This window comes from Bradyrhizobium sp. 18BD, from assembly GCF_054185225.1.
Window position 1 is genome coordinate 359,920 of record NZ_JAVAYL010000004.1, and the last position, 25,416, is coordinate 385,335.

The 25,416-nt window shown below is 61.3% G+C and carries 34 protein-coding genes and 1 pseudogene; 15 read left to right on the forward strand and 20 right to left on the reverse strand.

What is annotated here, in order from left to right:
* The 3 genes from RAD16_RS10065 to RAD16_RS10075 all read right to left on the reverse strand — a co-directional run bounded on the left by RAD16_RS10065 (position 1) and on the right by RAD16_RS10075 (position 4,275).
* Positions 1-498 carry a hypothetical protein gene (locus RAD16_RS10065; RefSeq protein ID WP_458157700.1) on the reverse strand — a complete coding sequence of 166 codons (498 nt, stop codon included), beginning with the start codon at positions 496-498 and terminating at the stop codon, positions 1-3.
* A complete protein-coding gene (gene ligD, locus RAD16_RS10070; protein ID WP_458157701.1) occupies positions 495-2,315 on the reverse strand; it encodes a DNA ligase D in 1,821 nt (606 codons plus the stop codon). The genes RAD16_RS10065 and ligD overlap by 4 nt, the downstream gene beginning before the upstream one ends.
* 277 nt (positions 2,316-2,592) lie before the next feature.
* Complete coding sequence (locus tag RAD16_RS10075) at positions 2,593-4,275, reverse strand: helix-hairpin-helix domain-containing protein (protein ID WP_458157702.1); 1,683 nt, start codon at positions 4,273-4,275, stop codon at positions 2,593-2,595.
* Between the two features lie 447 nt (positions 4,276-4,722).
* On the opposite strand from RAD16_RS10075, the gene RAD16_RS10080 reads away from it, so the two are divergent.
* Entirely contained in the window at positions 4,723-4,941 is a 219-nt protein-coding gene (locus tag RAD16_RS10080) for a hypothetical protein (RefSeq protein ID WP_458157703.1), read from the forward strand.
* 544 nt (positions 4,942-5,485) lie between these two features.
* On the opposite strand, the gene RAD16_RS10085 is transcribed toward RAD16_RS10080, so the two are convergent.
* A complete protein-coding gene (locus RAD16_RS10085) occupies positions 5,486-5,680 on the reverse strand; it encodes a hypothetical protein (protein WP_458157704.1) in 195 nt (64 codons plus the stop codon).
* A gap of 557 nt (positions 5,681-6,237) precedes the next feature.
* On the opposite strand from RAD16_RS10085, the gene RAD16_RS10090 reads away from it, so the two are divergent.
* The 3 genes from RAD16_RS10090 to RAD16_RS10100 all read left to right on the forward strand — a co-directional run bounded on the left by RAD16_RS10090 (position 6,238) and on the right by RAD16_RS10100 (position 7,549).
* Positions 6,238-6,597, forward strand: coding sequence for a PRC-barrel domain-containing protein (locus RAD16_RS10090; protein ID WP_458157705.1), 360 nt, complete (start codon positions 6,238-6,240; stop codon positions 6,595-6,597).
* Positions 6,598-6,697: 100 nt separating this feature from the next.
* On the forward strand, positions 6,698-7,132 hold the full coding sequence (locus tag RAD16_RS10095; protein ID WP_458157706.1) for a low affinity iron permease family protein: 435 nt from the start codon (positions 6,698-6,700) through the stop codon (positions 7,130-7,132).
* Between the two features lie 120 nt (positions 7,133-7,252).
* On the forward strand, positions 7,253-7,549 hold the full coding sequence (locus tag RAD16_RS10100; protein ID WP_458157707.1) for a hypothetical protein: 297 nt from the start codon (positions 7,253-7,255) through the stop codon (positions 7,547-7,549).
* Between the two features lie 29 nt (positions 7,550-7,578).
* Here RAD16_RS10100 and RAD16_RS10105 read toward each other — a convergent pair whose 3' ends face one another.
* Both RAD16_RS10105 and RAD16_RS10110 read right to left on the reverse strand, forming a co-directional pair.
* Positions 7,579-7,944: a response regulator gene (locus RAD16_RS10105; protein ID WP_458157708.1), complete on the reverse strand. Its 366-nt coding sequence runs from the start codon at positions 7,942-7,944 to the stop codon at positions 7,579-7,581.
* A gap of 872 nt (positions 7,945-8,816) precedes the next feature.
* Positions 8,817-9,014 (reverse strand): hypothetical protein, encoded by a 198-nt coding sequence (locus RAD16_RS10110; protein ID WP_458157709.1) that lies wholly within the window; start codon positions 9,012-9,014, stop codon positions 8,817-8,819.
* 119 nt (positions 9,015-9,133) lie between these two features.
* On the opposite strand from RAD16_RS10110, the gene RAD16_RS10115 reads away from it, so the two are divergent.
* On the forward strand, positions 9,134-9,316 hold the full coding sequence (locus RAD16_RS10115; protein ID WP_458157710.1) for a hypothetical protein: 183 nt from the start codon (positions 9,134-9,136) through the stop codon (positions 9,314-9,316).
* 236 nt (positions 9,317-9,552) lie between these two features.
* On the opposite strand, the gene RAD16_RS10120 is transcribed toward RAD16_RS10115, so the two are convergent.
* Both RAD16_RS10120 and RAD16_RS10125 read right to left on the reverse strand, forming a co-directional pair.
* The gene (locus tag RAD16_RS10120) at positions 9,553-9,951 is read right to left on the reverse strand and encodes an Hsp20/alpha crystallin family protein (protein ID WP_458157711.1); all 399 of its coding nucleotides are present in this window, start codon (positions 9,949-9,951) and stop codon (positions 9,553-9,555) included.
* A gap of 66 nt (positions 9,952-10,017) precedes the next feature.
* Positions 10,018-10,443 carry an Hsp20/alpha crystallin family protein gene (locus RAD16_RS10125; RefSeq protein WP_458157712.1) on the reverse strand — a complete coding sequence of 142 codons (426 nt, stop codon included), beginning with the start codon at positions 10,441-10,443 and terminating at the stop codon, positions 10,018-10,020.
* 219 nt (positions 10,444-10,662) lie between these two features.
* On the opposite strand from RAD16_RS10125, the gene RAD16_RS10130 reads away from it, so the two are divergent.
* The gene (locus RAD16_RS10130) at positions 10,663-10,884 is read left to right on the forward strand and encodes a hypothetical protein (protein WP_458157713.1); all 222 of its coding nucleotides are present in this window, start codon (positions 10,663-10,665) and stop codon (positions 10,882-10,884) included.
* A 177-nt stretch (positions 10,885-11,061) separates the two neighbouring features.
* Here RAD16_RS10130 and groL read toward each other — a convergent pair whose 3' ends face one another.
* From groL to rpoH, 3 genes and pseudogenes are all read right to left on the reverse strand, one after another.
* A complete protein-coding gene (groL, locus tag RAD16_RS10135) occupies positions 11,062-12,699 on the reverse strand; it encodes a chaperonin GroEL (protein ID WP_458157714.1) in 1,638 nt (545 codons plus the stop codon).
* 38 nt (positions 12,700-12,737) lie between these two features.
* Positions 12,738-13,039, reverse strand: a pseudogene (locus RAD16_RS10140) (co-chaperone GroES).
* A gap of 61 nt (positions 13,040-13,100) precedes the next feature.
* Positions 13,101-14,069 carry an RNA polymerase sigma factor RpoH gene (gene rpoH, locus RAD16_RS10145; protein ID WP_458157715.1) on the reverse strand — a complete coding sequence of 323 codons (969 nt, stop codon included), beginning with the start codon at positions 14,067-14,069 and terminating at the stop codon, positions 13,101-13,103.
* Here rpoH and RAD16_RS10150 point away from each other — a divergent pair.
* Positions 14,068-14,220 carry a hypothetical protein gene (locus RAD16_RS10150; RefSeq protein ID WP_458157716.1) on the forward strand — a complete coding sequence of 51 codons (153 nt, stop codon included), beginning with the start codon at positions 14,068-14,070 and terminating at the stop codon, positions 14,218-14,220. The genes rpoH and RAD16_RS10150 overlap by 2 nt on opposite strands.
* Before the next feature lie 243 nt (positions 14,221-14,463).
* Here the strand turns inward: RAD16_RS10150 and RAD16_RS10155 are convergent, their stop codons facing one another.
* The 3 genes from RAD16_RS10155 to RAD16_RS10165 are packed head-to-tail and all read right to left on the reverse strand — an operon-like array spanning position 14,464 to position 16,316.
* Positions 14,464-14,835 carry a hypothetical protein gene (locus RAD16_RS10155; protein ID WP_458157717.1) on the reverse strand — a complete coding sequence of 124 codons (372 nt, stop codon included), beginning with the start codon at positions 14,833-14,835 and terminating at the stop codon, positions 14,464-14,466.
* Positions 14,829-15,155, reverse strand: a complete 327-nt coding sequence (locus RAD16_RS10160; RefSeq protein WP_458157718.1) for a hypothetical protein — start codon at positions 15,153-15,155, stop codon at positions 14,829-14,831. Before RAD16_RS10160 ends, RAD16_RS10155 begins: the two co-directional genes overlap by 7 nt.
* A 24-nt stretch (positions 15,156-15,179) precedes the next feature.
* Positions 15,180-16,316: a glycosyltransferase family 4 protein gene (locus tag RAD16_RS10165; RefSeq protein WP_458157719.1), complete on the reverse strand. Its 1,137-nt coding sequence runs from the start codon at positions 16,314-16,316 to the stop codon at positions 15,180-15,182.
* 456 nt (positions 16,317-16,772) lie between these two features.
* Here RAD16_RS10165 and RAD16_RS10170 point away from each other — a divergent pair, with 456 nt between their 5' ends.
* The 4 genes from RAD16_RS10170 (at position 16,773) to RAD16_RS10185 (ending at position 18,982) form a co-directional block, all read left to right on the forward strand.
* Positions 16,773-17,228 (forward strand): Hsp20 family protein, encoded by a 456-nt coding sequence (locus tag RAD16_RS10170; RefSeq protein WP_458157720.1) that lies wholly within the window; start codon positions 16,773-16,775, stop codon positions 17,226-17,228.
* An 85-nt stretch (positions 17,229-17,313) separates the two neighbouring features.
* Complete coding sequence (locus tag RAD16_RS10175) at positions 17,314-17,811, forward strand: Hsp20/alpha crystallin family protein (protein WP_458157722.1); 498 nt, start codon at positions 17,314-17,316, stop codon at positions 17,809-17,811.
* A 668-nt stretch (positions 17,812-18,479) separates the two neighbouring features.
* Entirely contained in the window at positions 18,480-18,719 is a 240-nt protein-coding gene (locus RAD16_RS10180) for a hypothetical protein (RefSeq protein ID WP_458157723.1), read from the forward strand.
* 41 nt (positions 18,720-18,760) lie between these two features.
* Positions 18,761-18,982, forward strand: a complete 222-nt coding sequence (locus RAD16_RS10185) for a hypothetical protein (protein ID WP_458157724.1) — start codon at positions 18,761-18,763, stop codon at positions 18,980-18,982.
* A 143-nt stretch (positions 18,983-19,125) separates the two neighbouring features.
* On the opposite strand, the gene RAD16_RS10190 is transcribed toward RAD16_RS10185, so the two are convergent.
* Positions 19,126-19,347 carry a hypothetical protein gene (locus RAD16_RS10190; protein ID WP_458157725.1) on the reverse strand — a complete coding sequence of 74 codons (222 nt, stop codon included), beginning with the start codon at positions 19,345-19,347 and terminating at the stop codon, positions 19,126-19,128.
* 208 nt (positions 19,348-19,555) lie between these two features.
* On the opposite strand from RAD16_RS10190, the gene RAD16_RS10195 reads away from it, so the two are divergent.
* Positions 19,556-20,740 (forward strand): MFS transporter, encoded by a 1,185-nt coding sequence (locus RAD16_RS10195; protein WP_458157726.1) that lies wholly within the window; start codon positions 19,556-19,558, stop codon positions 20,738-20,740.
* Positions 20,741-21,255: 515 nt separating this feature from the next.
* Here the strand turns inward: RAD16_RS10195 and RAD16_RS10200 are convergent.
* The 4 genes from RAD16_RS10200 to RAD16_RS10215 form a co-directional block, all read right to left on the reverse strand.
* Positions 21,256-21,558 carry a hypothetical protein gene (locus tag RAD16_RS10200; RefSeq protein WP_458157727.1) on the reverse strand — a complete coding sequence of 101 codons (303 nt, stop codon included), beginning with the start codon at positions 21,556-21,558 and terminating at the stop codon, positions 21,256-21,258.
* A 597-nt stretch (positions 21,559-22,155) separates the two neighbouring features.
* Positions 22,156-22,347 carry a hypothetical protein gene (locus RAD16_RS10205; protein ID WP_458157729.1) on the reverse strand — a complete coding sequence of 64 codons (192 nt, stop codon included), beginning with the start codon at positions 22,345-22,347 and terminating at the stop codon, positions 22,156-22,158.
* A 170-nt stretch (positions 22,348-22,517) separates the two neighbouring features.
* On the reverse strand, positions 22,518-22,760 hold the full coding sequence (locus RAD16_RS10210) for a hypothetical protein (protein WP_458157730.1): 243 nt from the start codon (positions 22,758-22,760) through the stop codon (positions 22,518-22,520).
* Positions 22,761-22,983: 223 nt separating this feature from the next.
* The gene (locus RAD16_RS10215; protein WP_458157731.1) at positions 22,984-23,328 is read right to left on the reverse strand and encodes a hypothetical protein; all 345 of its coding nucleotides are present in this window, start codon (positions 23,326-23,328) and stop codon (positions 22,984-22,986) included.
* A gap of 349 nt (positions 23,329-23,677) precedes the next feature.
* Between RAD16_RS10215 and RAD16_RS10220 the strand changes: the two genes are divergently transcribed.
* From RAD16_RS10220 to RAD16_RS10230, 3 genes are all read left to right on the forward strand, one after another.
* The gene (locus RAD16_RS10220) at positions 23,678-23,926 is read left to right on the forward strand and encodes a hypothetical protein (protein WP_458157732.1); all 249 of its coding nucleotides are present in this window, start codon (positions 23,678-23,680) and stop codon (positions 23,924-23,926) included.
* Complete coding sequence (locus RAD16_RS10225; RefSeq protein ID WP_458157733.1) at positions 23,923-24,219, forward strand: hypothetical protein; 297 nt, start codon at positions 23,923-23,925, stop codon at positions 24,217-24,219. The genes RAD16_RS10220 and RAD16_RS10225 overlap by 4 nt, the downstream gene beginning before the upstream one ends.
* Positions 24,220-24,319: 100 nt before the next feature.
* Complete coding sequence (locus RAD16_RS10230) at positions 24,320-24,598, forward strand: DUF1488 family protein (RefSeq protein WP_342738928.1); 279 nt, start codon at positions 24,320-24,322, stop codon at positions 24,596-24,598.
* A 137-nt stretch (positions 24,599-24,735) separates the two neighbouring features.
* Here RAD16_RS10230 and rpsU read toward each other — a convergent pair whose 3' ends face one another.
* Positions 24,736-25,011 (reverse strand): 30S ribosomal protein S21, encoded by a 276-nt coding sequence (rpsU, locus tag RAD16_RS10235; protein WP_342738927.1) that lies wholly within the window; start codon positions 25,009-25,011, stop codon positions 24,736-24,738.
* Positions 25,012-25,416 lie beyond the last annotated feature (405 nt).

A 25,416-nucleotide genomic window follows, 5' to 3' on the forward strand; every position in this document is an offset into this window, starting at 1 on the left:
CTACTTCTCGATCGGATATTCCCAGACTTTGCCGCTGGGAGCGTTCTGCTCAAGCCATTTCTCTGCAGACTGCTTTGACGCGAACAGCTTGGCCCAGGAGGAGTCGCCAATTGCCCTGGAGCTCTCATCGGCGATGTAGATCCAAATGGACGTTTGCCGCTGCCCGCCTTCGATCTCGTACTCCCACGCAACGCCCTCAGGATCGTGCTGGTCGAACCATCTATCGGCGGCGTCCTCGGACGCGAACACCTTCACCCATTCCGGGTCGCCGACCTTCCGCTGCATTCCTCGGTCGTAGTCATTGAGATAGAGCCATACAGTCCTTTCGTTCCGGCGCAGTTCGGCGTGCTGCGCAACGGCGGCGTTGACCTTCTGCCGGTCGGCGCGGTCTTCCTTGGGTAAAGACATCAGGCTGGCATAGATCTCGGACGAAAGGCCCGATCTTTCACCGGGCGGCTTTTTTGCCCATTCCATCCAACGGTCGAACGCGTCCGTCATGTGGATCTCCTCTTCGCCCGGAACGGACTGTCGATCGTGAACGCGTCGGGCCTGATCCCTTTCTCGATAAGCGTCCAGGTTACGGGTGCAGCAATCGGAAATCCTTCGCGCGCCCGCGGCGAATAGGTGCCGATCGCGGTGGTGCCGCGTCCGTTGCGGAGATAATCGAGGAAGATCCGGCCACTGCGCTTTGCCTGCGCCGAAAGGATGTAGCAGCGTGGATCGCGTGCCGCGAACTCGGAGCAAAGCCCTCGCGCGATCCGATGCGCCTGATCGTGCAGCATCGGCTCCTCAAGCGGCGCCATCAGATGAACTCCTTTGCCACCGGTCAGCTTGGGCCAGGTGTCGAGCCCTTCGCGTTTCATGAGCGTGCGTAGCTCAAGCGCAGCTTCAGCCACGGCCTTCCATTCAACGCCCTCGCCGGGATCTAGGTCGATGACGATGCGATCTGCGTGCTCGAAGTCCTCCACGGTTGAATTCCACGGGTGCAGCTCGACGGCTCCGATCTGAACCAGCCCTAGAAAGCCATCTAGGCTGTCGACCCAAAGGCGCGTCCCTTGTCCGCCCTCGCGCTTCTGGATGTGGAGGTGGTGCACGGCTTCCGGGATGTCCTTCGGAAGCGGACCTTTGTGGTAGAACGTGGTGCCGTGCACGTGCCGCACCAGCTTGAGAGGGCGATGGCCGAGATGAGGTAGCGCCCTCTTCCATACCCGCGTCCAGTAGTCCGCCAGTTCTTCCTTCGACGGGACGACCGCGTCGGGCAGAAGCTGGAGGATGTTTTCTTTGGGCACGCCGAGCTTCGGCCGCGCCGCCGAGGAGGGCACCAGCCGGGGGGCTTTCACCTTCCGCAGCGCCAGATCGTCCCGAAGCCCTTTGAAGACTGCTTCGCGGAGCAGGCCGTCGTCTGTCAGTGCGCCATACTCCACCTCGATATCCACCGTCGGTTCAACCCAGGTCGCCTTCGGCTTCTTGATCCGGACATCGAGCGGCGATGTCCGCCGGATTAGCGGATCCAGCCGCTCGCGAAGTTCGCGCGCGCTCGTCTCCGTGTATCCGGTCCGGACCTTGCCGGCGTAGACGAGCCTGCCGTTCTCCAGGCGCCCGACGTAGAGGGAGGCTATCTTGCGCGGGTGAGCGCCCAATTTTTCGACGAAGGCGACGATCGGAAAGGTCTCGCTCTTCTTGCACTTCAGCTTGATCCAGATCTCCTGCCGGCCTGAGCGGTACGGACGGCCAAGACGTTTCGCGACGGGTCCTTCCAGGCCGAGCTTGCAGCCCTTGGCGAAGATCTCCTCTCCATCGGCCTCGAGAGACTCGACGTAGATGAAGGTCTGCGGAGGGTCCCTCAGGAGCTCCTGCAATAGGCGCTTGCGATCCTCATATGCCGCGTCGCGCAGATCGTAGCCGTCGAGGTACAGGAGATCGAACGCGTGGTAGCGCACACGTTCGCTGCGCTTGCGACCGAGCTCGCGTCGAAGCTGCTGGAAGTCTGGAAGGCCGCCGCTGCCGTATGCGACGGCCTCGCCGTCGATGATCGCGCTCTTTGCGTTCAGCTTATGAGCCGCGGCTGCAATCGAGGAAAACTGCTCAGTCCAGTCGAGCCCCGTGCGCGAATAGACTGTGACGTCGCCAGCATGGAGATGGAGTTGAGCGCGATATCCGTCGGCCTTGATTTCGTAGACCCAGCCCTCACCGCGGGGCGGATTCTCACGCAGCGTGGGATCGCACGGCTCGATGTAACCTGGAATAGCGGCCTTGCGGGCACCGGCGACCCACGAGACTCCCGAACGAGATTGACGCAACGCCACGGCACACATGCGGACTCAACGCCGCCGAACTGATTCGTTCCCTGGGAGCTCTGTGATCGTTTCGGCAGAAGGGCGCCGCAGGATGGCTGCTCGCGGACCGGAGCCAGTTGGGTCTTGGCGCGCTAGCCTCGGTTGCGAAGCCCGGGAAGAGCACATGCCGCCATCGATGAACAAAGTCGCGCCCGTGACGTAGTCGGCGGCATCCGAAACCGGCCAGGTCACTCACTGCCTGGGCAATATCGTCGGGCTCGGCTACGCGCCTATGGTGCGCAGGCCGTTTCTGCCGCTACGCCGCCCGCGACAAAGTTCGCCGTTTCCGCTTCAGGTGACGGGTAATCTCGGCGAGCGTCATCGCGTTCAGGACTCGATCTGCGGGCACGCCGCCTTTGCGTGCCATCTCGACGCCCCAGCGCATGTAGTCGAGCTCGCGGATCGAGTGCGCGTCCGGATTGATGCTCATCATGCAGCCGAACTCAAGCACCGCCTCGTGCCATCGCCAGTCCAGGTCGAGACGCCAGGGATGGGCGTTGATCTCGACGGCGACATCGTGTTTGGCGCAGGCGCGCAGCACCTTTTCGACGTCGATTTCGTACCCTGGCCGGCGCTGAAGCTGGCGGCCGGTCATATGGCCTATGACGGTGGTATAGGGATTGCCGATGGCGCGCAGCAGGCGTTCGGTCTGCGCCTTTCTGTCCAGCTTGAATCGCCCATGGATGCTGGCGACGACGAAATCGAAGCTCTCGAGCACATCGTTCGGATAGTCCAGCGACCCGTCGGCCAGGATGTCGGATTCGATCCCCTTCAGGATCCGGAAATCCTTGCCGAACATCCTATTGAGCCGGTCGGCTTCCCGATGCTGCTCCTTGATCTCTTCCAGTGAGAGGCCTCCGGCGTAATGCGCTGACTTCGAGTGATCGGCGACGCCGAAATATTCGAAGCCTCGCTTCAGCGTGGCTTTCGCCATCGTCTCGAGGGTCTCGGTCCCGTCGGAGGCGTCCGTGTGGCAGTGCAGGATCCCGCGCAGATCCCGATCGGTTACGAGCTTCGGCAGCTCTCCTTTCAAAGCACGCTCGATCTCCCCGTGTCCCTCGCGCAGTTCGGGCTCGATGAAGGGAAGCCCGAGCGCCCGGTAAATGTCTTCTTCGGTGCCGGCGACCACGCCGCGTCCCTTGTGCAGCCCGTCCTCTTCGAGGCGCATTCCCTTCTTTTCGGCAAGCAGGCGAAGCTGCTCCAGGTGGGCCGGCGAGCCTGTGGCGTGCAGCAGGGCCGCCCCAAAGTGCTTGCGATCGGCGAGCTGGACCTGCAGCCCTCCGCAGTCGATCACGCCCGGCTCGCTGCCGCTGCTCGGTGCCTCCGCGACAATGGCGAGATCTCCGACCAGCTCGCAGCCGCGCCTGAAGTCGCCGGCAATGGTAAGCCTCTTGAGCTCGGGACGGGATTTGCGGAGGGACTCCTGCGCATGTTCGAGCAGTGCGGCGGCGCGGTGCAGGTGCAGCCGACCTTGGCCGCTCTTGGCAATCGAGAGGTTCTGCAGGATCTTGGTCTGCAATGCCGCCCCGAGCCCTTTGGTTTTCCTGATCCGGTCCTCCTTCGCGGCCTGCTCCAACTCAGCAAGCGAGGTGACACCCAGCTCCCTATAGAGGCGCAGCACTTTTTCGGGTCGAAGACCGGGCACGTTCAAGAGCTCCAGGACACTAGCAGGGAGCTCCTGCCGGAGCTTCTCGAGGCTCGGATGCGTGCCGGTGCGGTGTAGTTTGGTGATGATGTCGGCGATCGCGTCGCCGACCCCAGGTATCTCGGTCAACCTGTCCTCTTCGATGAGCCGCTCGATAGGGACGGCGAGCGCAGTCAGGCTGTCGGCTGCGCGGGAATAGGCTTTCGCGCGGTACGGGTTGCCGCCGCGCAGCGCGCTCCGCTGCGCGTACTCTCGCAGCAGCCTGGCGATCTCATGCGTACCAGCCTTGGGCACCGTGCCTCCGAAGCGTAGTGCGATTTCAACGGCTCGCTACGACGCAGGGTTCCGGGATGCCGAGGGCTGCTTCGTCGCGCGCGTCGAGTCCGGCGCGAGTGCAGGGAACGGCTGGGTCGTCGGTTCGTTGGCGGGCCATGGGGCGCAAGTTCAGGAGCCTTCGCGATGCTCGAAACGAATGATCTGCTGGTGAACTCCCCGAAATGCGGTGCCTGGCCGATGGCTGTGGGCTCGCACAAGGATATGCTTGCGCAGCCCGAGATCACCTTCAGATGCTCCAGGTGCGGCAGCGAGGAAACCGCGGCGGCTTCGCCGTGCCGCCGCCTCGCCGATCTCCGCGCACATCGATCTGAAAGCTGCCTGAGCAGCTCGGTCCAGGATCGGTCGTTCGGAACGTGTGTTCTTGCAGGGACTTGATCACCGACAATTGGAGAGTGGAGGACGAGCATGAAACCGATCCTGACCGCCAGCCTGCTCGCGCTCGCCTCGATTTCGCCGGCGGAAGCGAAGGGCTGCATCAAGGGCGCAATCGTCGGGGGCGTGGCTGGCCATATGGCCGGACATGGCAAACTTGGCGCTGCGGCAGGATGCGTGATTGGGCATCACGAGGCCAACAAGAAGAATCCGAACAATTCGAATGCCCAAGCGCCGTCGGGCCAGAAGTGATCTTACAGGCCGACTGGACGTCCGGCACGCGCCGCATGTCCTCACGCCTGGCGCCGCTGCTGTCCTCTCCCGCCATCGGGGAGGGCAATTGGGTCCGGGCTCACTAGGTGATGGCTTTCGCCAAGGAAAGCCGTCGGCGGCTTCTTCTCGAGCAGCGCTCTGGAATAAGCAAGTAACTCGCGAGAACGCGCGATAATCTCGGCCGCATAGGGAGCCATCCGTCTCCGCCGTTCGATATGCTCAGCGATTTCCGATGAATGTGACATCGGCAACTCCCTTCCTGTGCAGGCGGGAGCGCGCTCGGTCTCTCAGCCACCGACGCCTACGGGCAGAGCCTCGGCCGATGATGCCAAGACAACTACCACAGGTCGCCTTTGTTCAACATTGAACTTTTGATCGGATCTCGGGTTGCCCGCTAGTACCAAATGCCTTGTTCCGGTCGGGGAAGATCGGGACGCCAAGAGATTCTGTAGACCCGGCTCAAAAACAAAAAGTACCGACGCTCCCGCTGTCTCGCTCCGAGCGCATCCGTTGCGCGGGGAGCCTAGCGCGGAGGCTGCAGTTCGCCCGATGCCATCCACCTGTCCATCTGAAAGGCTAGTTCGAGCTCGCGCAGTTTTCGCTGTATCAGTTCGCGTTGTCCTTCCTGGGTCGCATTGTTGAGTTGTTCTTCGAGGCGGGCTTTTTCAGCGGACAGCCGCTGGTCGAACGTATGGGGACTGGAGCGCTTTCGATGCACGGCTCTCTCCTATGCTGGTCAGGCGGGAGAACTGCGTTGTCTCTCAGTAACCGGCGCCCGTAGTCGTCCGGCCGGTGATCTCAGATAACGAACAAGGCAGGTAAGTAGTTCGAGCCTTTCCGGCTGATGGAGACCTCGACTGCCAGCGCAATTGCTGTTGCGGTGCAGCTATTCCTTGCCGGGGTGGCGTCGCTGGCCAGCTATCGTGCGCCGCGTCAGAGACCTGATTCAGACCTAGATTCCTTGAGCAGCTCAGCGCGGCACTGAGGCGGGCAGGGAGGCCGCCGCCTTTGGCTATCCTCGCGAGCGCTAGTTCTGGAATAGCGGGTCATGAGACCTTTGGCTATCCGCGACAGGCGCCGTAGTTCAACGGCGGGCGGCGGTCCCTCCAGGTCAATAGGGTGGGACGATGATCGTTCCTCCGAGCTCGGTGTCGGCAGGCGCGCCGTCCATTGGGTGCGGCTGATCCCAGACGCCGGCGCGAACAGCATTGTTCGGCCAGGAACGGAGCCTTTGTCGACAGGTTGATTGCGAAAGACAACATGCAGGAGGCCAACATGGCCATGGAAGATCGCGAGACCTCGAGTCTCATCGGAAGCGACAAGGTCGAAGGCACGAACGTGTACGGGCCCGACGGGCAGAAGATCGGCTACATCGAGCGCGTCATGATCGACAAGGTCAGCGGCAAGGTATCCTACGCGGTGCTCAGCTTCGGTGGCCTGCTCGGCATCGGGGACGATCACTACCCGCTGCCTTGGCAGACCCTGAAATACGACACCAACCTTGGCGGATACGTCACCGGCGTCACTCAGGATCAGCTCACAGGCGCTCCCAAATATGACGACGAGAGCAGTTGGAGCTGGGACGCCCGAACGAGGCGTTCGGTCGACGACTACTATGGAGTGCCGGTCGCCTAGTAAACGCGCCGGCGACCTCCGTAGGTTGGCGCAAGCTCTCCGCTCGTCCTGTTGAGCGTCTCCGTCAGGGCGCGTCTGATCACAGTCGAAGGAGGACTACATGCGCCATCAACAAAGCGAGCAGCGCCCGCGCCGGTTGTTCGCGTCCATCGCCAACAAGGCCTCGCAGGCGGCCGGCCGTGCATCGACGTTCGTGCTGGCCTGTGCGGTGATCGTGATCTGGGCGGTGACGGGCCCCCTGTTTCGATACTCCGATACGTGGCAGCTCGTCATCAACACGGGCACGACCATCGTGACCTTTCTGATGGTCTTCCTGATACAAAACTCACAGAACCGGGACAGCGCTGCGATCCAGGTCAAATTGGACGAGCTCATCCGAACCGGCAGCGTCCAGAATTCCTTCGTCGGCATCGAGCACCTCTCGGCTGACGAATTGGAAGAGTTGCGCACTCGCTGTGAGGAGCGAGCCAAGGCGGTCGCGGCGGCGAGAAGAGGCGGCCGTGCGCGCAGATTCCGAGACGAGGGTGAGGGCTAGATATTTCGGCAATCGCTGAAGGACCTCACCGTGCTGAAAGGAACGCCCGAGGCAACGCGACGTTCGACTGCAAGGTAGCCGCAACTCGCGCTTCCGAATTCCTTCAGAGGAGGATTCACCATGAGGTCCATTGCGAGCGCGTTGGTCTTTGCTCTTGCACTTTCAGCCCCTGTCGCACTTGCCCAGACGACGAAGCCCGACGTCTCCGGCGCTCCGAGCGCGCAGAACTCGGGTGCCGGGATAGCCGGCCAGCCCGGCAACAAGAACGGTCCAGCCGCCAAGCCGGGGGAGACCGTAGGCGCCAGCTCGAGCTCAAACCAGCAGAATCCGACCGTCCAGCAGCAGGACACGTCCAACATCAAAGGTCTGCCTGGAAACAAGAGCGGTCCGCCGGCCAAGGAGCCTGATCGTAAGTGACGCGGTAGCTCGGGCTTGATGCCGTCTTTCTAGCTTGGCAGCATCCCCTTTCCCCCGCTCAGCTCCTGCACCGTCCGGACGATCTCGTGCGGATGGAAGGGCTTTTTCACGATGCGGCTGCCCGGCACCGGATGTGGTGTAGTGGGCGAGTAGCCCGTGATGTAGATGACCGGTAGTTCCGGATGGCTTTCGCGGCAGTGCTCCGCGATCTGCCAGCCGTCGAGCTTTCCGGGAAGCCGGACGTCGGTGACCAGCACGTCCGCGACGTGGCGCTTGCACCAGTCCAGCGCCTCCTCTCCGGTGCTTGCGTGGATCACGTGATAGCCTGCATCGCGCAGCGCTTCGACGACGAATTCTCGGATCAGGGGATCGTCCTCGACGAGAAGTACGCTCACTGGCGGCTCGCTTGGGATAAGTTCGCGACGCATGTCGAACGGCACAATCGCGTTGTCGTTCCTGAGATTGAGCGCGCCAGTTGACTGGAGGATTCAAGCGGTCTCATGCCAAGAAGACTAAAGACCTATCAAACCTCGCTTGGATTCTACGATCTTGCGGTCGCCGCGCCATTAATGAAGGCGGCGCTCGAGACCTGGGGCGCTGGGAGCAATCTGTTCCATCAGGGTGTCGCGAAAGAGACGGAGGACGCCGACGTGGTCGACGCGGCGATGACAAAGCCCGGCGTCGTGCTCAAGCGTCCTGCTGGATCGAACGGCCGCTTCGCCGAGCATTCCGAGTTGCCGCCGAACTTGGCCGCGGCAAAGGCGCCGGCAGCCGCGAGCGAAGGCGGGCTAAGCCGAAGAAGCGAGCGTCTCCCAAAATCAGCGACAAGGAAGCCCGCAAGGCGGCACAGGAGTTCGAGAAGGAGCAGAGGCGGCGAGAAGAGCCGAGCGGCGCCGGGAAGACGCGGCCTGGGCCAAGGAGCGCAAGAAGCGGGAGAGGGCGGTCGGCAAGGCGCAGGCAGCGATGGACGAAGCCCGGCGGCAGCACGAGAAGAAGGCGAGCGCCATCGAAGCAGAGCGCGGGCATTGGATGAGCGCGCCGAGGCCGAAGAGAGCCGCTGGGAGAAGCAGAGAGCAACCTGGAGTCGGCTCTGCGCCGCGCACGCGACTAACGGTTGGGGCAGCGGGAGAAGTTCACTCGGGTCCCTTGCCGCCGCACTTCGTGCAATGGCCCTGAAAGATGCTTCCGTCCGGTTCCGTCACGTGCGCCGGCTGGTGCCCGGTGCTACCGCAGGCGTCGCACTTGACCTCGGCAGGCCCGCGCTTCCTCATGCTTCGCCGGGACCTGAGAAGAGCGTCGAGGGCGGGCTGGTCCGTGGTGGTGGCAGCGGCCGGGAACTGCCGGCGGGTTTGCTCTTGGCGTCGTACCTTTTGGCCAAGTCGAGCAGCCTTCTGCGTGTGAACGGATCTGCCTTGTCCGCCAAGTCGCGCGCTTGCTGCGCGAAGCCGCTGTAGAACTCTTCCATGACGCCACCCCACAATATCACCGAATGCCTATCTTCGATGGTCGGCGAGGTTCACGTCAAGACATCGCTTGTGCCCGCCCGCCAAAAGCCGTTAGGCTGTTCCCCGGCGGGGGAGTCCGATGTCGCTGCTGCACCCTATCCGGAAGCCGTGCCCGCACTGCGGGCGGCCGATGAAGCTCGTCCGCGACGAAGCGGCGAGAAGCAGGGAACGCTATGTCTGCCCCGAGTGCGACGACGATCCGCTGCACGATCCCGCCGCCCGGAAGTGGGTGGACGGCCCGCTGCGGCGGCCGGCAAAATAGCGGTCAAGGACGAGATCAGCGTGGGCTTGTCCGGGCCTCGGAAAGCCGGGAGTGGCAAGTTCATCGTCGGCGCACCAACTGGTTTGTAGTTGCCAAGACCTGGGGAGATGCGCTGTCGACGGTCGCAAAACTGCTGCGCAGAAGGAGCGGCTCCTGAAGCGGCTCGAGGGATGAGGGTCAGCACCTGCCGCGCGCCGCTGGAAGGCACCGGCGCGCGGCCGCTCCATGGCTTGCTCTCAATTCACCTGAATAGAGCGCGGCTTGGCTTTCTCGGCGAACGGCAGCATGAGCGAGAGCACGCCGTCCTGGAGATCAGCAGCGATCTTGCCTTGGTCGATCTTGTTTGAAAGGCGGAAGCTCCTTGAAAAGTGGCCGACATTGTACTCGGTATAGAGCGGCTGCAGGCCCTGGTACTTGGAGAAGTCAAGTTTCCCGTCGACCTTGAGCACGTCGTCCTCGACCCGGATGTCGACACTGTTCTTTTCGACTCCGGGCATTTCGAGGACTACGTTGAGCCCGTCCTTCGTCTCATAAATGTCAGCATTCGGCACGAATATGCGGGCCGGGACAGTGGTCTCTTCCTTCTTCTCCAGCTCGCGCTTTTGTGCCAGCTGTAGTTCCCGTTTCGAAGCCATGTTGTGCCTCCTAGAACGCCTTGCTGCAGATTTGGGCGAGTGAGGATGGTCATTGGTCATTGCGGTTCAAGCGATCTTGATGGTGCGCGGCTTGTCACTTTCCGCACGCGGAAGGAATAGCGCCAAGATGCCATCCCGATACTCGGCCTTGATTCCATCCGGCTCGATCTGCACCGGGAATGACAGCGTCCGATCGAACTCGCCAGAGACGCGTTCCTGCCGGTGCAGGCTCACTTCCCCGGGGTATTCGACCGTTTTCCTGCCGAAGATGCGTATCGAGTTTTCCTTGGCCTGAATTTGCAGGTCATCCTTCTTAACACCCGCCAGTTCGACGATGGCCAGGATGTCGTCGCCCTGCTGAAAAACGTTGATTGGCGGGAAGGGGCCGCGGCTGGCAGTCAAATCTTGGAGCCAGTCGTTGGCCAGGGTCGCGTCAAGGGAGCGTTGAAGGTTGAGTAGCGTGTCGAACGGATCAGCAAATCCCATGATCATGTTTGAACCCCACGGTATTTGTTGGCGGGGCGAGGAAGGCATCACGGTCGCCCCTCTGTGCTTTGATCTGGGTTGGTCTTTGGCACTTTCAAGAGGCAGGCGCTATCGCTGAACTGCTAGGAGAAAATTTGGTACCAATAGCGGACTTTCGCACTTGCGCCGGCCGTAAGGCCGCTTGCGGCCTCTCGCCCCCGGCAAATCAATCGGGAGGAATGAGATATGACTGCAGACTCATTGGCTCAGGTCAAAATGGGGACGGAAGCCCTCGCTCTCTGCATTGCAGGAGTTCTGTGCGAACGCGATTCGTCGCTTCTGCCCGCATTCCGGGAGCGGGCTGAGCTGCTTCACCACGTTCTTGATGATCGCGGAGACCACGACGCGGCGGCAATGCTTGCCGCGTTCGGAAGAGCGCTGGATGATCCAGCATTCAAGCGGTCATGAGCTCGCGGCCACCAGAAGCCGTGCGTTCGAGGCAGCAACCTTGGCGTTGAAAATAAAGCATTCGACTTCCAGCTGTACTTACGAACCCACTAGCAAATGGGCGTAAGACCACCTGGGAGAAAGAAGGTGCGCGGTGTTCTCTCCCGGACAAGCGCCCTTATCGGCATGCTGTTGCCTCTAAAGGGCCATTTCGCCGGCGCCGGCGGATGCGCCGTGGCCGGCCCCATTATTTTTCTTGGGAGCATCAGCGACCATCGCCTCGGTCGTGATCAACAGACCTGCGATGGATGCGGCGTCCTGCAGTGCCGACCTGACGACCTTGGTCGGATCGATGATCCCTTTCGCGAACAGGTTACCGTACTCTCCGGTCTGCGCATCGAAGCCGAAGGCGTACTCCTTGTTCTCGAGGATTTTGCCGAGCACGAGCGATGCCTCTTCGCCCGCATTCTCCGCAATCTGCCGCGCAGGCCACGTGATTGCCCGCTTCACCGTTTCGACGCCATGCCGCTGATCCTCGTTGGCCGGCTTGAGCTTCGACAGCGCAGAGGTCGCGCGCAGCAGCGCAACCCCGCCGCCGGGGAGGATGCCTTCTTCGACCGCCGCGCGCGTTGCATGCATAGCGTCGTCGACGCGATCCTTACGCTCCTTGACCTCGACTTCGGTCGCGCCGCCCACCCGGATCACAGCGACGCCTCCGGCGAGCTTCGCCAGGCGCTCCTGTAGTTTCTCGCGGTCATAGTCGGAGGTGGTATCTTCAATCTCGATCTTGATCTGCTTGATCCGTGCCTCAATCTCGGATTTCTTGCCGGCGCCACTCACGATGGTCGTGTTGTCCTTCTCGATCATGACCTTCTTGGCACGTCCGAGCATTTGGAGCGTAACCTTCTCAAGCTTGGTGCCTAGGTCTTCGCTGATGAAATTGCCGCCGGTAAGCACCGCCATGTCCTGCAGCATAGCCTTGCGACGGTCACCAAAACCTGGCGCCTTGACTGCAGCAATCTTCAATCCGGCGCGCAGCCTGTTGACGACCAGCGTCGCCAGGGCCTCGCCTTCCACATCTTCGGCGATGATCAGCAGGGGCTTGCTGCTTTGGACCACTGCCTCTAGCAAAGGCAGCATGGGCTGGAGACCCGAGAGCTTCTTATCGTGAATCAGGATGTAAGGCTCCTCGAGCTCGACCCGCATTTTCTCGGTATTGGTCACGAAATACGGAGAGATATAGCCACGATCGAACTGCATCCCCTCGACGACCTCGAGTTCGGTCTCGAGCGATTTGGCTTCTTCGGCGGTGATGACGCCTTCGTTTCCGACCTTTTTCATCGCATCGGCCAAAAAGCGGCCGATCTCCTTGTCGCCATTGGCAGAGATGGTGGCGACCTGGGCGATCTCCTCGTTGGAGGAGATCTTCTTCGAGTTCTTCTTCAACTCCTCAACGACCGCGTCGACGGCAAGATCAATGCCCCGCTTGAGATCCATGGGGTTCATGCCGGCGGCAACGGCCTTTGCTCCTTCGCGCACAATCGCGTGCGCGAGCACGGTGGCGGTCGTCGTGCCGTCGCCCGCCTGGTCCGAAGTCCTTGATGCGACCTCGCGAACCATCTGAGCTCCCATGTTCTCGAACTTGTCTTCGAGCTCAATCTCCTTGGCTACCGTCACCCCGTCCTTGGTGATCCGGGGGGCGCCGAAGCTCTTTTCGAGCACGACGTTGCGGCCCTTCGGCCCTAGTGTCACCTTGACGGCATTGGCGAGAACATCGACGCCGTGGAGCATTTTCTCGCGGGCGTCACTCGAAAATCGAACCTCCTTTGCGCCCATCGTTCCTTCCTCCCGAAGAATCCTATTCTTCACCATGGTCAGGCGGTCTTCCTTGCGCTTGTGCCATCTGTCAGCACGCCCAAGAGATCACTCTCCTTCATGATCAGGTACTCTATCCCATCCAGCTTGATCTCCGTTCCGGTCCATTTGCCGAAGAGAAGCGATCACCGACTTTGATATCGATCAGCGTGAGCTTTCGGACCCCCGGCCGCCCGGACTGGCCGCGACCACTTCGCGCTGTTGCGGTTTTTTTCTCGCGGTGTCGGGAGTGATGATCCCGCCATGCGACTTCTCGTCGGCCTCAACACTTAACTAGCACGCGATCGTGCAGCGGACGCAACCTCCTGACTACTTCTTCCCACCTCCCGGTGCTAGCTGCTGTGGCTGGCGAGGCCCAGCCGCTAAATCAACTGAGTTTGACAGCTGTGATTTTCAAGGGCTGGCCTCCGGCCGCGAGTTGTGCACGCCCTGGACTGGGCGTCGGCGAGATCCGGAGCAGCACCATCGGCAATCCGGGCACGGACCGCGCGCCTGACCCGCTCGAAAGCGCGCTGCTCGATCTGGCGGATGCGCTCCCGCGAGACGCGAAATTGTTGCGCGAGGTCGTCGAGCGTCTTCGGCTCATCGGCGAGATATCGTGCTTCGAGGATTGTGCGTTCCCGTACAGACAGCGCATTGAGTGCCTCTGACAGCGCAGCCTGCCGACGCCGAGACTCGTCAGCATCCGTCAGGGCGCTCTCCGGATCGGGCGAAGGGTCGACGAGTCGGTCCTGCCATTCTTCCGTCGTCTCGTCTTCACTGATCGTCAGGTTGAGCGAAGCATCCCCGCGGATGCGCTGGTTCATCTCGACCACCTCCGGTGGGCTCACCTTGAGCTCTTCGGCGATATAGTTGACCTGGTCAGGGCGGAGTTCGGCTTCGTCACCGGCTGCGATCCTGGTCTTGAGGCGGCCGAGCTTGAAGAACAGTTTTTTCTGGGCAGCCGTGGTGCCCATTTTCACCAATGACCATGACCGCAGGATATATTCCTGGACCGACGCCTTGATCCACCAGACCGCATAAGTGGTCAACCGGAAGCCCAAGGCCGGGTCGAACCGCTTGACCGCCTGCATCAAGCCAAAGTTGGCTTCTGAAAGGAGGTCAGCGATGGGAAGACCGTAGCGGCGATATTGCATGGCGATCTTCGCGGCCAGCCTCAGATGGCTGGTGACCAGACGGTAGGCGGCCTCTCGGTCTCCGTGATCCCGCCACCTCTTGGCACAGGCGGCCTCCTCGGCGGCTGTCAGCAGCGGAAATTTCCGTATTTCGACAAGGTAGCGAGAGAGGCCCCCCTCTGCGGAGACAGACGGCAGGGTTGCGATAGCCGACATGACGATCGCTCCTTTCTTTTCGAATTGCACGCGCGAAGCTTATGAAGAGCTGGCGGTCGTTTTAGCGGCCAGCTTGCTGGCAAAGGATCTGAGCTTGCTGTGCAACTTCGAGAGCGACTTCGTCAAATCGGCTTTCGCTTGCGCGAAATAACGGCCCGTATCAGCACCACGGACTGTGCGGACCAAACGGATGAGGACCAGGTTGGATCGCCGGAAAAGGGTCGCAATGTGTCCCATATCCATATCCTCCAAGAGCAAGATGGGTACGAGCTTGCCGCCCCTGCGTAGCTGGACCCTTGCAGGCGTCCGCAGGCAGGTGAGGCGTCCAGAGAACGCAAACCGTCGAAAATTGTTCCTGGCCAGCCGTAACGGCCGCGCAAATTGCCGCCCTCGTTCAGTATCGCAGGAGGGCGCGCAATGGCCCCATCCCGGCAAATGCCGATCGACGCGCGGGATCGCGAATGAATGCGATCTCTCCCTTCCGATCGAGCGCCTGCTGAAGCGCTGATTCCACGAGATCGTCGATCGTTTCCAGGTCGGTGCTTCGGCAGATCGGGCAAGTCGTGAGCTGTTTTGCTTCGAACAAGCGTTGGCATTGCCGGCAGTGGCTGCCGGGCGTGGCGTAACTGTCGTCGGCAACCAAGGTGAGGACGCGCCCCTCATGTAGGCAGTCCAGCGTCTCCTGCGTTCCGGTCGAAACCGCCGCGGGATCCGCCTCCCGCAGCCGCCGAAGCAGTTGCTCCTGCCGCACGATGCGCATCAGCACCCGAAACTGCAGCCCGAGGAGCCATGCGCGAATTCCGAGAGATCGCGGCCGGCTTCGTCGGTCGCGCCGCGCAACAAGGTCTCGCCGACGAGCTCCTCGGCCGTGAGATCTCGGTCTCCAAGATCGCCCACCGCGACGTGGTAGCGGATGTCGCGCTGCCCGGCCGCAAAGAGCTCGTCCAAATGAGAGGCGATCACCTGCTGGAAGGCGTCTCGATCGCCTTCCAGGCAGCGCGCCCAAGCTGCGGAGTCCTCGGCGGCACTGGTCTGGGGCGATGCTGGAGCGGGTGAGCTGGTGTTCGGGACCTCATTGGGCGGCATGATCACCTCCCTTAGCGCGCCCCCTCAATTTGTCTCGTGTTGCGTTGCGATGGCTGCCGCCGCGTGCCCGGTATGCCCATTCATTGCGGCCGAATGCGCTGTCAACACCGAGAGCTGGCGCTCGGGCGCCGGGCGCTTGCGCAGCAGCTTCTGGTATACCCTGACGTAGTCAGCGGCCATGCGGGTTGCCGAGAAGTGCTCCTCGAAATGGCCGCGGACCGCCCGGCGATCCAGCGCGAGCAAAGTTGGAATGGCCTGCACCGCATCCTCCACGCTCGTCACCATGCGTCCGCTGACGCCGTCTTCAACGATCTCGGCCACAGAGCCACCGCGGAAGGCCAGCACCGGGGTGCCGCACGCCATCGCCTCGATCATGACGAGGCCGAAGGGCTCCGGCCAATCGATCGGAAACAGGAGGCCAACGGCGTTGCCGAGGAATTCGGTCTTTTCGCTCTCGTTGATTTCACCGATGAACTCCACCCCGCCTCCTTCGAGCAGCGGCGCGATCACCTCATGGAAATACCTCTCGTCGGCCTTGTCGACCTTCGCCGCGATCTTCAGCGGCAGGCCTGATGCCCGCGCAATCGCAATGGCGCGGTCCGGCCGTTTCTCCGGGGAGATGCGCCCGAGAAATGCGAGATAGCCGCCGCGCGGTTCGAACGTCGGCTGGTGCAGATCGATCGGCAGCCCATGGTGGACGGTCGCCACAAAATTGGCCCGCGGCAGCGGCGCGCGCTGCGCATCCGAGATGGAGACCAGCGGCATCTCCGGGAAATGAGCGTAGAACGGCATGTGGTCGGCAAGGTCCTGCCGGCCGTGGAGCGTTGTCAGCGTCCGTCCCGCCTGGGTTCGAAACAGTGGGAAATGCAGATAGTCGACGTGGAAATGGAGGATGTCCAAGTCCTCCGCGCGCTCCCGAACCTTGTCCAGCAGCAGCATCTGGTGGGGAACGGCATCGCGGACATCAGGATCGAGCCGCAAGGCGCGTGGCGTGCAGGCGACGAGTTCGGCGGAGGTGATGGAATCTCCGCTCGCGAACAACGTAACCTCATGTCCTTGCCTGACCAACTCCTCCGTCAGGTAATGCACGACCCGCTCGGTTCCACCATAAAGCCGCGGCGGCACGCTTTCGAAGAGCGGAGCAATCTGCGCAATCCTCATTCCAATCCCCCGTGCTTTCGGTGCTGCAATCAGTTCGTCGCCCTTGCGACCCGTCCATATCGCCTGTGATCCGGGCGGCCGGGCCGGCGTGCGGCAGCTCGCCGGAAAGGATTCCAGAAGCGCCGTATCGATGGATCGTCTCGCATTGCGGTCATCGGTGCTCTCGTTCTGCTTGGCTTACGCTGCGAAGACCGGCCCGTGGCGGAGCGGGAGCGAGTGGCGGGCAGCCATGCTGTTACCCGTCTGAGTCGGCCCCGGTAAGTAGATGGGTGACGCATTGGTTTGTTTGCAAGAGGTTCGAAGAACTCTTGAAATAAGAGGTGTCGCTTCCAAATTGATGGGTGCACGCACGAGCAATCGTGTGGCACCGGGCGCCTATCTAAGGGCCCGGTCAGCGGGCGCCGGAGGCAGTGTCCGAGGCGCTCGTAACCATGTTGCTCGAAGGAGGATATGGCTATGACCACCCTTGATCTAGCTCCCCTGTGGCGGTCGACGGTTGGGTTCGATCGCCTGATCGACCTCATCGAGGACTCGGTCCGATGGACGGGCGGCGACAACTATCCGCCCTACAACATCGAACGCGTCGCTGAGGATCACTACCAAATCGCGCTGGCTCTGGCCGGCTTCACGGCTGACGAGGTCACCATCACCGCCGAGCAGAACTTGCTCACGGTGGAGGGCCGCAAGTCCGAGAAGGGCAGCCACCAATATCTCTATCACGGCATTTCTTCGCGCCCGTTCCGACGGACGTTCAATCTGGCGGACTACGTGCAGGTGAAGGGTGCCTCGTTTGAGAACGGCATGCTCAAAGTCGATCTCGTGCGTGAGGTCCCCGAGGCCATGAAACCACGCCAGATTGCGATCAACGCAGGTACCGACCAACAGCAGATTGAGCACAAGCAAGCGGCGTAACACTGCCGGCCTGGGCCTGTGATTGCGTTCGCGGCGCCGCCGCGCCGCAGCTGCGGACGTTTGCTTGAAAGAAAGGAGAAAGGCAATGGCAATGACCGATCTGATCCCCTGGGGCCGCGGCCGTGATCTGACCACGCGCCGCAGCGAAGACTACAATCCGGTTCTGACCCTCCATCGGGAGATGAATCGCCTGTTCGACGACGTCTTCCGAGGGTTTGATGTCGCGCCGTTCAGCGGCAGCTTGTTTGAGCAGTCGATGAAGTGGCCGAGGGTCGAACTCAATGAGACCGACAAGGACGTGAAGGTCACGGCAGAATTGCCGGGGCTTGACGAAAAGGACGTCCAGGTCGAGCTCGCCAATGGCGTACTCTCGATCAAGGGCGAGAAGAAGACCGAAACGGAAGACAAGGGTCGCCGGTTCAGCGAACGCTACTACGGCCGCTTTGAACGGCGCATTCCGGTCGACGACGTGGACCAGGACAAAGTGTCGGCCGCGTTCAAGAACGGTGTGCTGACGGTCACCATGCCGAAGCTGCCGCAAGCGGAATCGAAGGTGAAGCGCATCGCGATCAACTCGAAGTAAGTGCGTGGCGGGAGCGAGGTAACCGCTCCCGGGCCATCCGACGGGAGGCTCGGTCGCGCACAACGAGACAGCAGCGGCCCCCCTCGTGCCGGGCCCACGACCGCGAAAGCTTGAGTGGCTCAATCGAACGCTTCAGCCGAATGCTACGGACGTTGCGAGAGGTGCGACTGCAGCGGCTTAGTGGCGCGTGGGGTGACCGCGCGGCCACACTGTGGGAGGTGCGCGCCATGGAGAACCTAACCGGACTTCAGGAATCCGAGCGCAGATTGCTGGCCGTGTTCGCTCGCCACGGTCCTGAGGGGCGTGGCATCACGATCGAGAGCTTGGCCGTGAATGCAGGTATGTCGGCCAGCCATCGAGAACTCAGAAGCGCATTGCAGAGTCTCATTGCACACGGGCTCATCAAACCGGCAGGCGAAGACCCCATACCCGGGGCGTCTTTGGCGTTTCGGCTCGCTCGGCCCATAACTGAACGGCACTCGGAGGCGCAGCAAGTCCAATCAGCAAGTCGCAGAGCTGCATTGCCGCTTAGATCGGAGAAGCAAAAGCAAGATGGAAACAACTCAGCTTCCGCTCCTAAATCGCAAGCGGCGGTAGGCCTCCATCTCACGGGCGTACGGCCACGAGAGGAAAGGGATCTTGAAATGTCATGACGCGCTGACGATAGTTTGGAGGCCGCGCTCGAGGATATCGACGACTCTTTGCAAGCGGGTTCGACGATGGATGAGAAACAAGGCTTTGCAGGTGCTGCAGATATTGTCACGCACGCTGAAACGGCGGTTCAACACCTCAAGGAACTAAGCGTAGCTTGTGCGAACTGCGACAAGCGGGCGGCGCGCAGAGCGCTGCGGCAGGCGATTGGTGAGCTCGAGCTGGCTCGCGCCATGTTGCGGACCGGGATCGAGTGAGTTCGAGGACTTCCGTCGGCTATCTCGGCAAGAGGTCTATTATGAGCGTGAAGCTCCACGATGCGCTTTCGGAGGCGCTTGAGACGATACAGGCGGGCGGCCTCATACGTAAACACGGCCTGGTCTGGTCACGACGGAGCGAGGCACCACAGATTATTGTCTGGAAGGCGACCGATACTCCAGATGATGCCTTGCGCCGAACAATTGCAAATTCGCTGGCCGGTTTGGCGGCTGAGTCGCAGATCATTGTCGAGAAAGACTAAGGAACAAAGATCATGATCACGCTGTCGATCGATATCCGGCGTGGCTTGCCAAAGCATTTCTGGCAGCGGCCTCTGTGCATGCGTCTTTCCTGATCGGACTAACCTCGTGGCCGGCATCGAACAGCTCCCGGGTAGCACCCACATCAATGGTTATGGCCCGAGTCATCGGCTGCGCGTCTAACAGCTATTGCCATCCAATCCCGCAGCAGTCCCTTGTCTTCCCTTGAAAAGGCGGCTCGCCGTTTGAGATCGTCCAGTGTCTCACCGGGATGGCATCGCTCGAAATCCTCGCGGATCAGCGATTCGAGGTAGCACTGTTCCTCCTCACCGGCTGGACGGAGATTGCAACTGGAGTTGGTCAGCATGCGATATTCGACACTTCGCTGGAACTCGGACTCAATATAACGTCGACGACGATTGTTAGTTCGCGAACAGAAGGCGACGTGGAGACCACGATCTGACGCGATCCGGGCGGACCAACACCCGTTCAGTGTGGCTGGCGGCGGGCGGGTCAAAACCTCTTAGGGCAGTGCCGCTAAGGCCCTGCCAAACTCATCCCAAGGCCTCAAGCCAGTGCGCATTCCTGGACCAGTCGCGTATGTTCTCCTCTACGTCGCCCTGTACGCAGCGTTCGGCGTCGCATCTCCTTTCTGGCCAAAGTTTTTTGAAACGAAAGGCCTGGCCCCCCAGCAGATCGGTATGCTGCTGGCTGCCGCCATGCTCATGCGGCTCGCCTCTGGACCGTCGGTTGCGTTTCTCGCCGATCTGATCGGAGCGTTGCGTTTACTGCTCGCAGGCTGTGCTGCCTTGGCCGCCGCGGCCGCGGCCGCACTGATCTGGGCCGATACTTTCCTCTTGCTGCTTCTTATCGCGCTAGCTCAGGCCGCTGCTCTTGCTCCCACGACGTCAATCGCAGATGCGTTATCGGTCAACGTGGCGAAGCCTCGAATAGCGGGAAGGCGGTTCGAGTACGGCTGGATAAGAGGCTCCGCCTCGGCAGCTTTCATATTGGGGACCCTCGGAGTCGGCCAGTTCATTAGCCCCGCCGATTTCTCTGCGGTCATCTGGTTGAACGCGGGCCTTCTGATCGCGGCCGCTGGCGCCACGGCATTGCTATCCGGTGTGCCCAGTCGGGCCGCACGGCAGCGTGCGCCTTGGTCTTCCGTCCCTAAAGTCGGTTCACTACTTGCAATTCCGTCGTTTCGAACCGTAATCCTGGTATCAGGTTTGGTCTATGGCAGCCACGCAATGCACGATGCATTTGCTGTGATACGGTGGACCGATGCTGGCATAAGCCCTGCGGCGATCAGCTTTCTCTGGTCAGAAGCGGTCATTGCGGAAGTGTTCGTGTTCTTGCTCGTCGGTCCGGCATTCCTCGATCGTTGGGGCCCCCGCGGTGCAGCTGTTTTGGCGGCCGGAGCCGGAATCGTGCGTTGGTGTGTTGCCGGCCTAACGACCTCCGCGTTGGCGCTTGCGCTGATACAGCCGCTACACGGGTTGACCTTCGCTTTGCTTCATCTCGCGTGCATGCGCATAATGGGTAATCTGATCCCGAGAAGCGCCGCCGCAACCGCGCAGGCCTTCTACGCATTTGGCTCAGGTTTGGTAACAGTGGCGCTGACCTACTTATCCGGCATTCTGTATGCCTCGCATCCCGGAGCCGCCTTCTTTCCGATGGCAGCTCTCTGTGCTGTAGCACTTCCGCTGGCCTGGGTTGGGTTAGGGAACACACGGGATCACACGATCCCTGCGACGTGATGCAAGCTTTGCGCGGGTTTTACTGCACGCCGCAATCGGAGTGGGGGATCAATCCGGGCTCTGGTCGCTACTGACAGGTAGCCATCGACTTGCACGTGATCGCGCATCGCCCGGCCGACGATTTTTGCAGCCGAAGAGGTTCATGACGGCCGCCAGGTACAACCAGCCCTCTGCCTTGAGCTTCAGGATTGATCGTTGTTCAAGTTGAGAATCGGTGGGACCACATTCGGTTTCTGTCGGAAAAGGGAACCTGAGTCGCACGCCGGCTCGCTTTTCCGGCGTCCGGCCCTGCAGTGCATGGTCTTGGCTAATCGATGCGCCCATCGCCGCAAGTATTGCACGGCTGATTGCCTGCTGCTGGCTGCGGAATGATCTTCGAGAAGCATTGTACCGCGCCAGCTAGCAGCCCTCTTTCGGAGCGAGTAGTTGAGCAATTGCCGTGTGGTGAGAGAAATCCAAATATCCGTCATCGCGAGAGTCCAAGGGCCGTCAAAACGGAGCCAGCGGGCGTCACGTTACGCTGCATCGCCCGTCAGAAGAGAATCGCTTCCACTTCTTGAAAGTCCCGGGCACAGACCGCTCGATGAGCTCCTCGTCCCGCATAAGGAATCAAAGCCGACCTCCTTAGCGCGCGCGGGTCGGGCAGGCCCGGCGTTTCCGGTTTCCAAAGCTTCTTCCGCGGCCAGACGGGCCGCAAGTGCTGTAAGCACGCGCTGTGCCGCCACGGGCTCTTTGTTATCGCAGATCGCCTGCGCAATGACCTCTATTTGCTCATCAATGCGATTACGAATGGCGGCCACTCGATCTTTCTGATCCATGCGCGGTACCTCAACGCCTAGACGGTACAAACGATTAACATAGGTTAAGGTTCCAGGGCCGGTTCGGATTGACAACATCGGTAACTTCGGTCGCCAGTAGGGGCCCTGCTGAGCGTTGGTGGTTGATAGACCATGGGCTCCCGTCTGCTGAACGAGGGAGCCAGGCTTGTCGCACAACCGAATTGATCGCGCGCGCTTCTGGAAATTACTCGCGATAGGGCCCGAGTTGTGGCCATATCTAGGATCGTCCAGATGGCCGCTGGGCCCAAATCGGCGTTACGGCATGCTGCATGAAGAGCAGCATCGAAACTGCAAATGCGGAGCCGTCTATCACCGCACCGAAGCAATGGCTCCAGCGCGGGAAGTAAGTAGCTTCGAATGCATCAATTGCGGGACACGCTGGAAAGCTGGAACAGCGCTTGGGTCCCAAACTACCGTCTGGTGGTCGGACCGATCATAAAGCCATCGCCTTCATAGAGCCCGGTTTGGATTTGTCGCAAGGCGATCTGAGGGGCGCACGTCCACATTCGAGCCGTGGCCAGGAGACGTTCGCGCTCATGACGAAGAGCTCTCGCCTCCGCGATGGCCGCTTCCGCTCTAGTCAAAAGATCGTCGATCGTTCGCTGCATCGGCCCAGAATGTGGCATTCTGCGGCTCAGCGCCTTCACCTATCTGATTTTTCCAATGCTGCCGAACAAAGGTCTCGCTCCATCTGAGCAGTTCGAGAGACTGGCGAATCACTTCGCGGGAACGTGCGAGTATTGCGTGATCATACGAATAGATTGACATCGCGTGCTCCTCTGCCTTGCAGGCGGGAGCACAATCGGTCTCTCAGCCACCGACGCCTACGGACAGTGCCTCGGCCGGTGATGTTTGGTAGCGTGCGCTCTTATTCGCCGCATCGCTAGTCCTCTTTTGTATTAGGGCGCGGCACTTCTCAGCCAACTCAAAGTAGCCCTTCAACACATGCGGATGGTGCGTGTGATCTCGTGGACTTCGCCCTGTTTCAGATTGAGCCGTTCCATTTCGGCGGAGGTCAATTGTTGCTGCGCCGGCGAGGCGGACCAGCCCTCAGGAATGACGTTTAGAACCAGGCGCACCGCGTCCTCGGAAGATGATCCTGCGGCAACCCAAAGCCTGCTCGTCCGGTCGTCGGTCAGGACGCGGACAAGATAGACGCGTGTCTCGAAGGATCGTGCCATTCATCGCTCGGCTCGTGGCGAGATGCCTCGCGCAGGGGCTAAATGCGCCCAAATGGGGGTCGGTTTCAAACCCGATCGTCAACAGGGCCGGCCGGCAGCCGCTACTGGTCCAAGACACTTCGACCCAGACCGCTTTGGCAATAGGCCGACGGCCAGCCGTCCGATGGATCACGCCGGAGCTGTCGGTGAGGCGCTAGCGCCGCCGCTCGCCATCCGCTCTTCGCTACTTCTTCTTTGCAGGTCCGAAGTCCGGCTGCCAGGCTGCCTCTTTGCGGCTCGGGGTCGCGGCGATCACCTTGGCTTTTTCCTTCTTCGGTTTCTTGGCTTCACGATTGCCGCGTTGCTGGCCCTTCGCCATGTCGCTCTCCTTTGGTGGCTTGAGTTCGTCGAGTTCGTCCGACAGCAGCACGCGTCCACGCGGGGTACAAACCCTGACGTCCATGTAGCCTTCACGCAGCAGCTTCCGTGCGAGGCGCAGCGCGACTGTCGCAGTGCCGCGGCCGAGATTGGAGCTACCGTATTCGTTGGTTCCGCTGACGAGATACGGCACGCGTGTTGCCCTAGCCATTGAGGAAGGCGGCTCCGCACACGAGAAGCAGAAGAAACAACGGAACGATCACCTGCGGCACTATCCATTCCGAAATGCGAAAACGCGGCATCGAATGCTCCTGCGAAGCCTTCGGCGGGAGCACACGTGACCCTCAGTCACCGGTCGAAGCCGTTGAGAAGTGCGGTGATGGCAGCGATCCTACGCCCGCGACGAGCCGGTCGCGAGCGATATGTGCTGCGCAGGCGACGGTCGCGCGGCGACGCTCGTTCGCCCCTGGTGACGATAGTGCTGGCTATTGCCACGCAACGGGAGCATGGTCGTGACCGCCAGCGTCGGTTGGGGCGTCACTTGCGAAAGGCAGGCATGCATGACCATCCGCTCGCGGCGAGAAGCCGTCGCTTTCCGCATCCGCGGGAGCGAGCGTGTCTTGCCGGGGGCCTATAAGGTCCTCATGGACGAGGAGACGATCGAGGGTCCGAGCTTCTCAGCCTGTCGCCACACTGCCAGGACGATCACCGTGCTCGTCGAGGGCCCGTGCGAAGCCACGGAGCTGCTGTCGGCCGGCTCGGATAAACATGCGCATGCGCGAGCCGTAGACGCGAGCATCAGTCAATGACGGATCAGCCGGTCGACCTTGACAAGCACCGCGGGATGGCCGCGCAGAAGGCGACGGACTTGCGCCGGGCGCTGGCCGAGGTCGAGACCAATCTGCGCGAATTGCGCGAGCGCGAGGCTGATCTGGAAAATCGCATGATGACGGTGCCTGCTGGCTCCTGGTCGGAGGCGGCGGTGAAGGCACGGCATCTGCTCAATCTCTATGCTGCAAGCCTCCCTGCCGAGGACACGCGCCACCGCGCCCTGGTGGCTGCGCTGTTCGATGATTTCGCCCGGCTGTCGGGGGAAGGCTGAGGCGGTGTCATGCTCGTTGCGGCCGCGAAGCGGCAGGCAGCGAACGATATGCCTTGGGAGGCGGATCCTTCCAACTCGCGATGACGCAACGGAGTAACCTATGACATTGACCAGCGGCCGTTTTATCGCCCACGAATACGACCGGATGATCGTGCGGTTCTCGATGCATGACGGCGCCAGAGAGATTCCTTGCGCGATCTCGACCTCTGCGATGGACGCCATCGAGGGTGGGCCGCAAGTCAGACCCGAGCAGCGGGAAGCTCAATTCACGCGCCTGCGGGATCGCATCGAAGCCCGTGCGGCAAGCAAGTATCGCGCGACCGAGTTCGAAGGCACGCCGCCAGGCATTGTGCTGCGAGGCATCGATTTCAGGCAGTAAGGATGATGGGACCGCCACGGCTGAATGCATGATCTGCATCCTCTTCGCTGCTTCACAGGTGACGCGGCCCTGATAGCACGAGGTCCGACAAGCAACGTCAGTTGACGTGCGGCTTTCTCCGGAACGAGGGCCTCCTTCTACTCCGCTCGTGCTTTGACCTCCGGCAAGGGCGGCTTCCGCTCAAACGGCTTCTTTTTCGGCGGCGCGGGCAGCAATCCCTCCCTGATCGCCTGCTTCCGGGCAAGCTTCCGGGCTCGTCGGATGGCTTCGGATTTCTCGCGGGTCTTTCTCTCCGACGGCTTTTCGTAGGAGCGGCGCTGCTTCATTTCCCGGAAGACGCCCTCTCGTTGCATCTTCTTCTTCAGAACACGGAGCGCCTGCTCGACATTGTTGTCTCTGACAAGTACCTGCAATTCAGTCTCCTCGCTGGCTGCAAAACGCGATACGTCCTGCAGGCAGCCAAATGCGCAGGAGCTTTAATTCGGTCTTCAGGAAACGGCGGTGACGTTCGCGACGTGCTCGTTTGCCTGCAACAGCAATGCAGCTTGGTGCATCAACGTGACCATTCGCGTCGCCGACTGTCAATCGATAAACCCTTTCTCGCATCTCGACAGACTGCTCGGAGCACCAGAATTGGCAGGACGAAACTAATTGGCTTCCCTCCTTGTAAAATCCGAAAACTGACGTATATTAGGGGTTGTTCGATTAGCCGCTGTGCCTTGTTGAATGCGCCCGCGGGCTCCTTTTCCAAAGACATCGACGAAGTTGAAGATAGCTGCGCGATCATCGCGCGGTTTGCGCTTTTGCGCTTTGGAGAA

Coding starts and splice junctions, on each gene's coding strand:
- RAD16_RS10065 (WP_458157700.1), bottom strand. CDS start 498: ATGACGGACGCGTTCGACCGTTGGATGGAATGGGCAAAAAAGCCGCCC.
- ligD (WP_458157701.1), bottom strand. CDS start 2,315: ATGTGTGCCGTGGCGTTGCGTCAATCTCGTTCGGGAGTCTCGTGGGTC.
- RAD16_RS10080 (WP_458157703.1), top strand. CDS start 4,723: ATGAAACCGATCCTGACCGCCAGCCTGCTCGCGCTCGCCTCGATTTCG.
- RAD16_RS10090 (WP_458157705.1), top strand. CDS start 6,238: ATGGCCATGGAAGATCGCGAGACCTCGAGTCTCATCGGAAGCGACAAG.
- RAD16_RS10095 (WP_458157706.1), top strand. CDS start 6,698: ATGCGCCATCAACAAAGCGAGCAGCGCCCGCGCCGGTTGTTCGCGTCC.
- RAD16_RS10100 (WP_458157707.1), top strand. CDS start 7,253: ATGAGGTCCATTGCGAGCGCGTTGGTCTTTGCTCTTGCACTTTCAGCC.
- RAD16_RS10110 (WP_458157709.1), bottom strand. CDS start 9,014: ATGGAAGAGTTCTACAGCGGCTTCGCGCAGCAAGCGCGCGACTTGGCG.
- RAD16_RS10115 (WP_458157710.1), top strand. CDS start 9,134: ATGTCGCTGCTGCACCCTATCCGGAAGCCGTGCCCGCACTGCGGGCGG.
- RAD16_RS10120 (WP_458157711.1), bottom strand. CDS start 9,951: ATGGCTTCGAAACGGGAACTACAGCTGGCACAAAAGCGCGAGCTGGAG.
- RAD16_RS10125 (WP_458157712.1), bottom strand. CDS start 10,443: ATGATCATGGGATTTGCTGATCCGTTCGACACGCTACTCAACCTTCAA.
- RAD16_RS10130 (WP_458157713.1), top strand. CDS start 10,663: ATGACTGCAGACTCATTGGCTCAGGTCAAAATGGGGACGGAAGCCCTC.
- groL (WP_458157714.1), bottom strand. CDS start 12,699: ATGGGCGCAAAGGAGGTTCGATTTTCGAGTGACGCCCGCGAGAAAATG.
- RAD16_RS10150 (WP_458157716.1), top strand. CDS start 14,068: ATGACGATCGCTCCTTTCTTTTCGAATTGCACGCGCGAAGCTTATGAA.
- rpoH (WP_458157715.1), bottom strand. CDS start 14,069: ATGTCGGCTATCGCAACCCTGCCGTCTGTCTCCGCAGAGGGGGGCCTC.
- RAD16_RS10160 (WP_458157718.1), bottom strand. CDS start 15,155: ATGCCGCCCAATGAGGTCCCGAACACCAGCTCACCCGCTCCAGCATCG.
- RAD16_RS10165 (WP_458157719.1), bottom strand. CDS start 16,316: ATGAGGATTGCGCAGATTGCTCCGCTCTTCGAAAGCGTGCCGCCGCGG.
- RAD16_RS10170 (WP_458157720.1), top strand. CDS start 16,773: ATGACCACCCTTGATCTAGCTCCCCTGTGGCGGTCGACGGTTGGGTTC.
- RAD16_RS10175 (WP_458157722.1), top strand. CDS start 17,314: ATGGCAATGACCGATCTGATCCCCTGGGGCCGCGGCCGTGATCTGACC.
- RAD16_RS10185 (WP_458157724.1), top strand. CDS start 18,761: ATGAGCGTGAAGCTCCACGATGCGCTTTCGGAGGCGCTTGAGACGATA.
- RAD16_RS10190 (WP_458157725.1), bottom strand. CDS start 19,347: ATGCTGACCAACTCCAGTTGCAATCTCCGTCCAGCCGGTGAGGAGGAA.
- RAD16_RS10200 (WP_458157727.1), bottom strand. CDS start 21,558: ATGGATCAGAAAGATCGAGTGGCCGCCATTCGTAATCGCATTGATGAG.
- RAD16_RS10205 (WP_458157729.1), bottom strand. CDS start 22,347: ATGTCAATCTATTCGTATGATCACGCAATACTCGCACGTTCCCGCGAA.
- RAD16_RS10210 (WP_458157730.1), bottom strand. CDS start 22,760: ATGGCACGATCCTTCGAGACACGCGTCTATCTTGTCCGCGTCCTGACC.
- RAD16_RS10215 (WP_458157731.1), bottom strand. CDS start 23,328: ATGGCTAGGGCAACACGCGTGCCGTATCTCGTCAGCGGAACCAACGAA.
- RAD16_RS10220 (WP_458157732.1), top strand. CDS start 23,678: ATGACCATCCGCTCGCGGCGAGAAGCCGTCGCTTTCCGCATCCGCGGG.
- RAD16_RS10225 (WP_458157733.1), top strand. CDS start 23,923: ATGACGGATCAGCCGGTCGACCTTGACAAGCACCGCGGGATGGCCGCG.
- RAD16_RS10230 (WP_342738928.1), top strand. CDS start 24,320: ATGACATTGACCAGCGGCCGTTTTATCGCCCACGAATACGACCGGATG.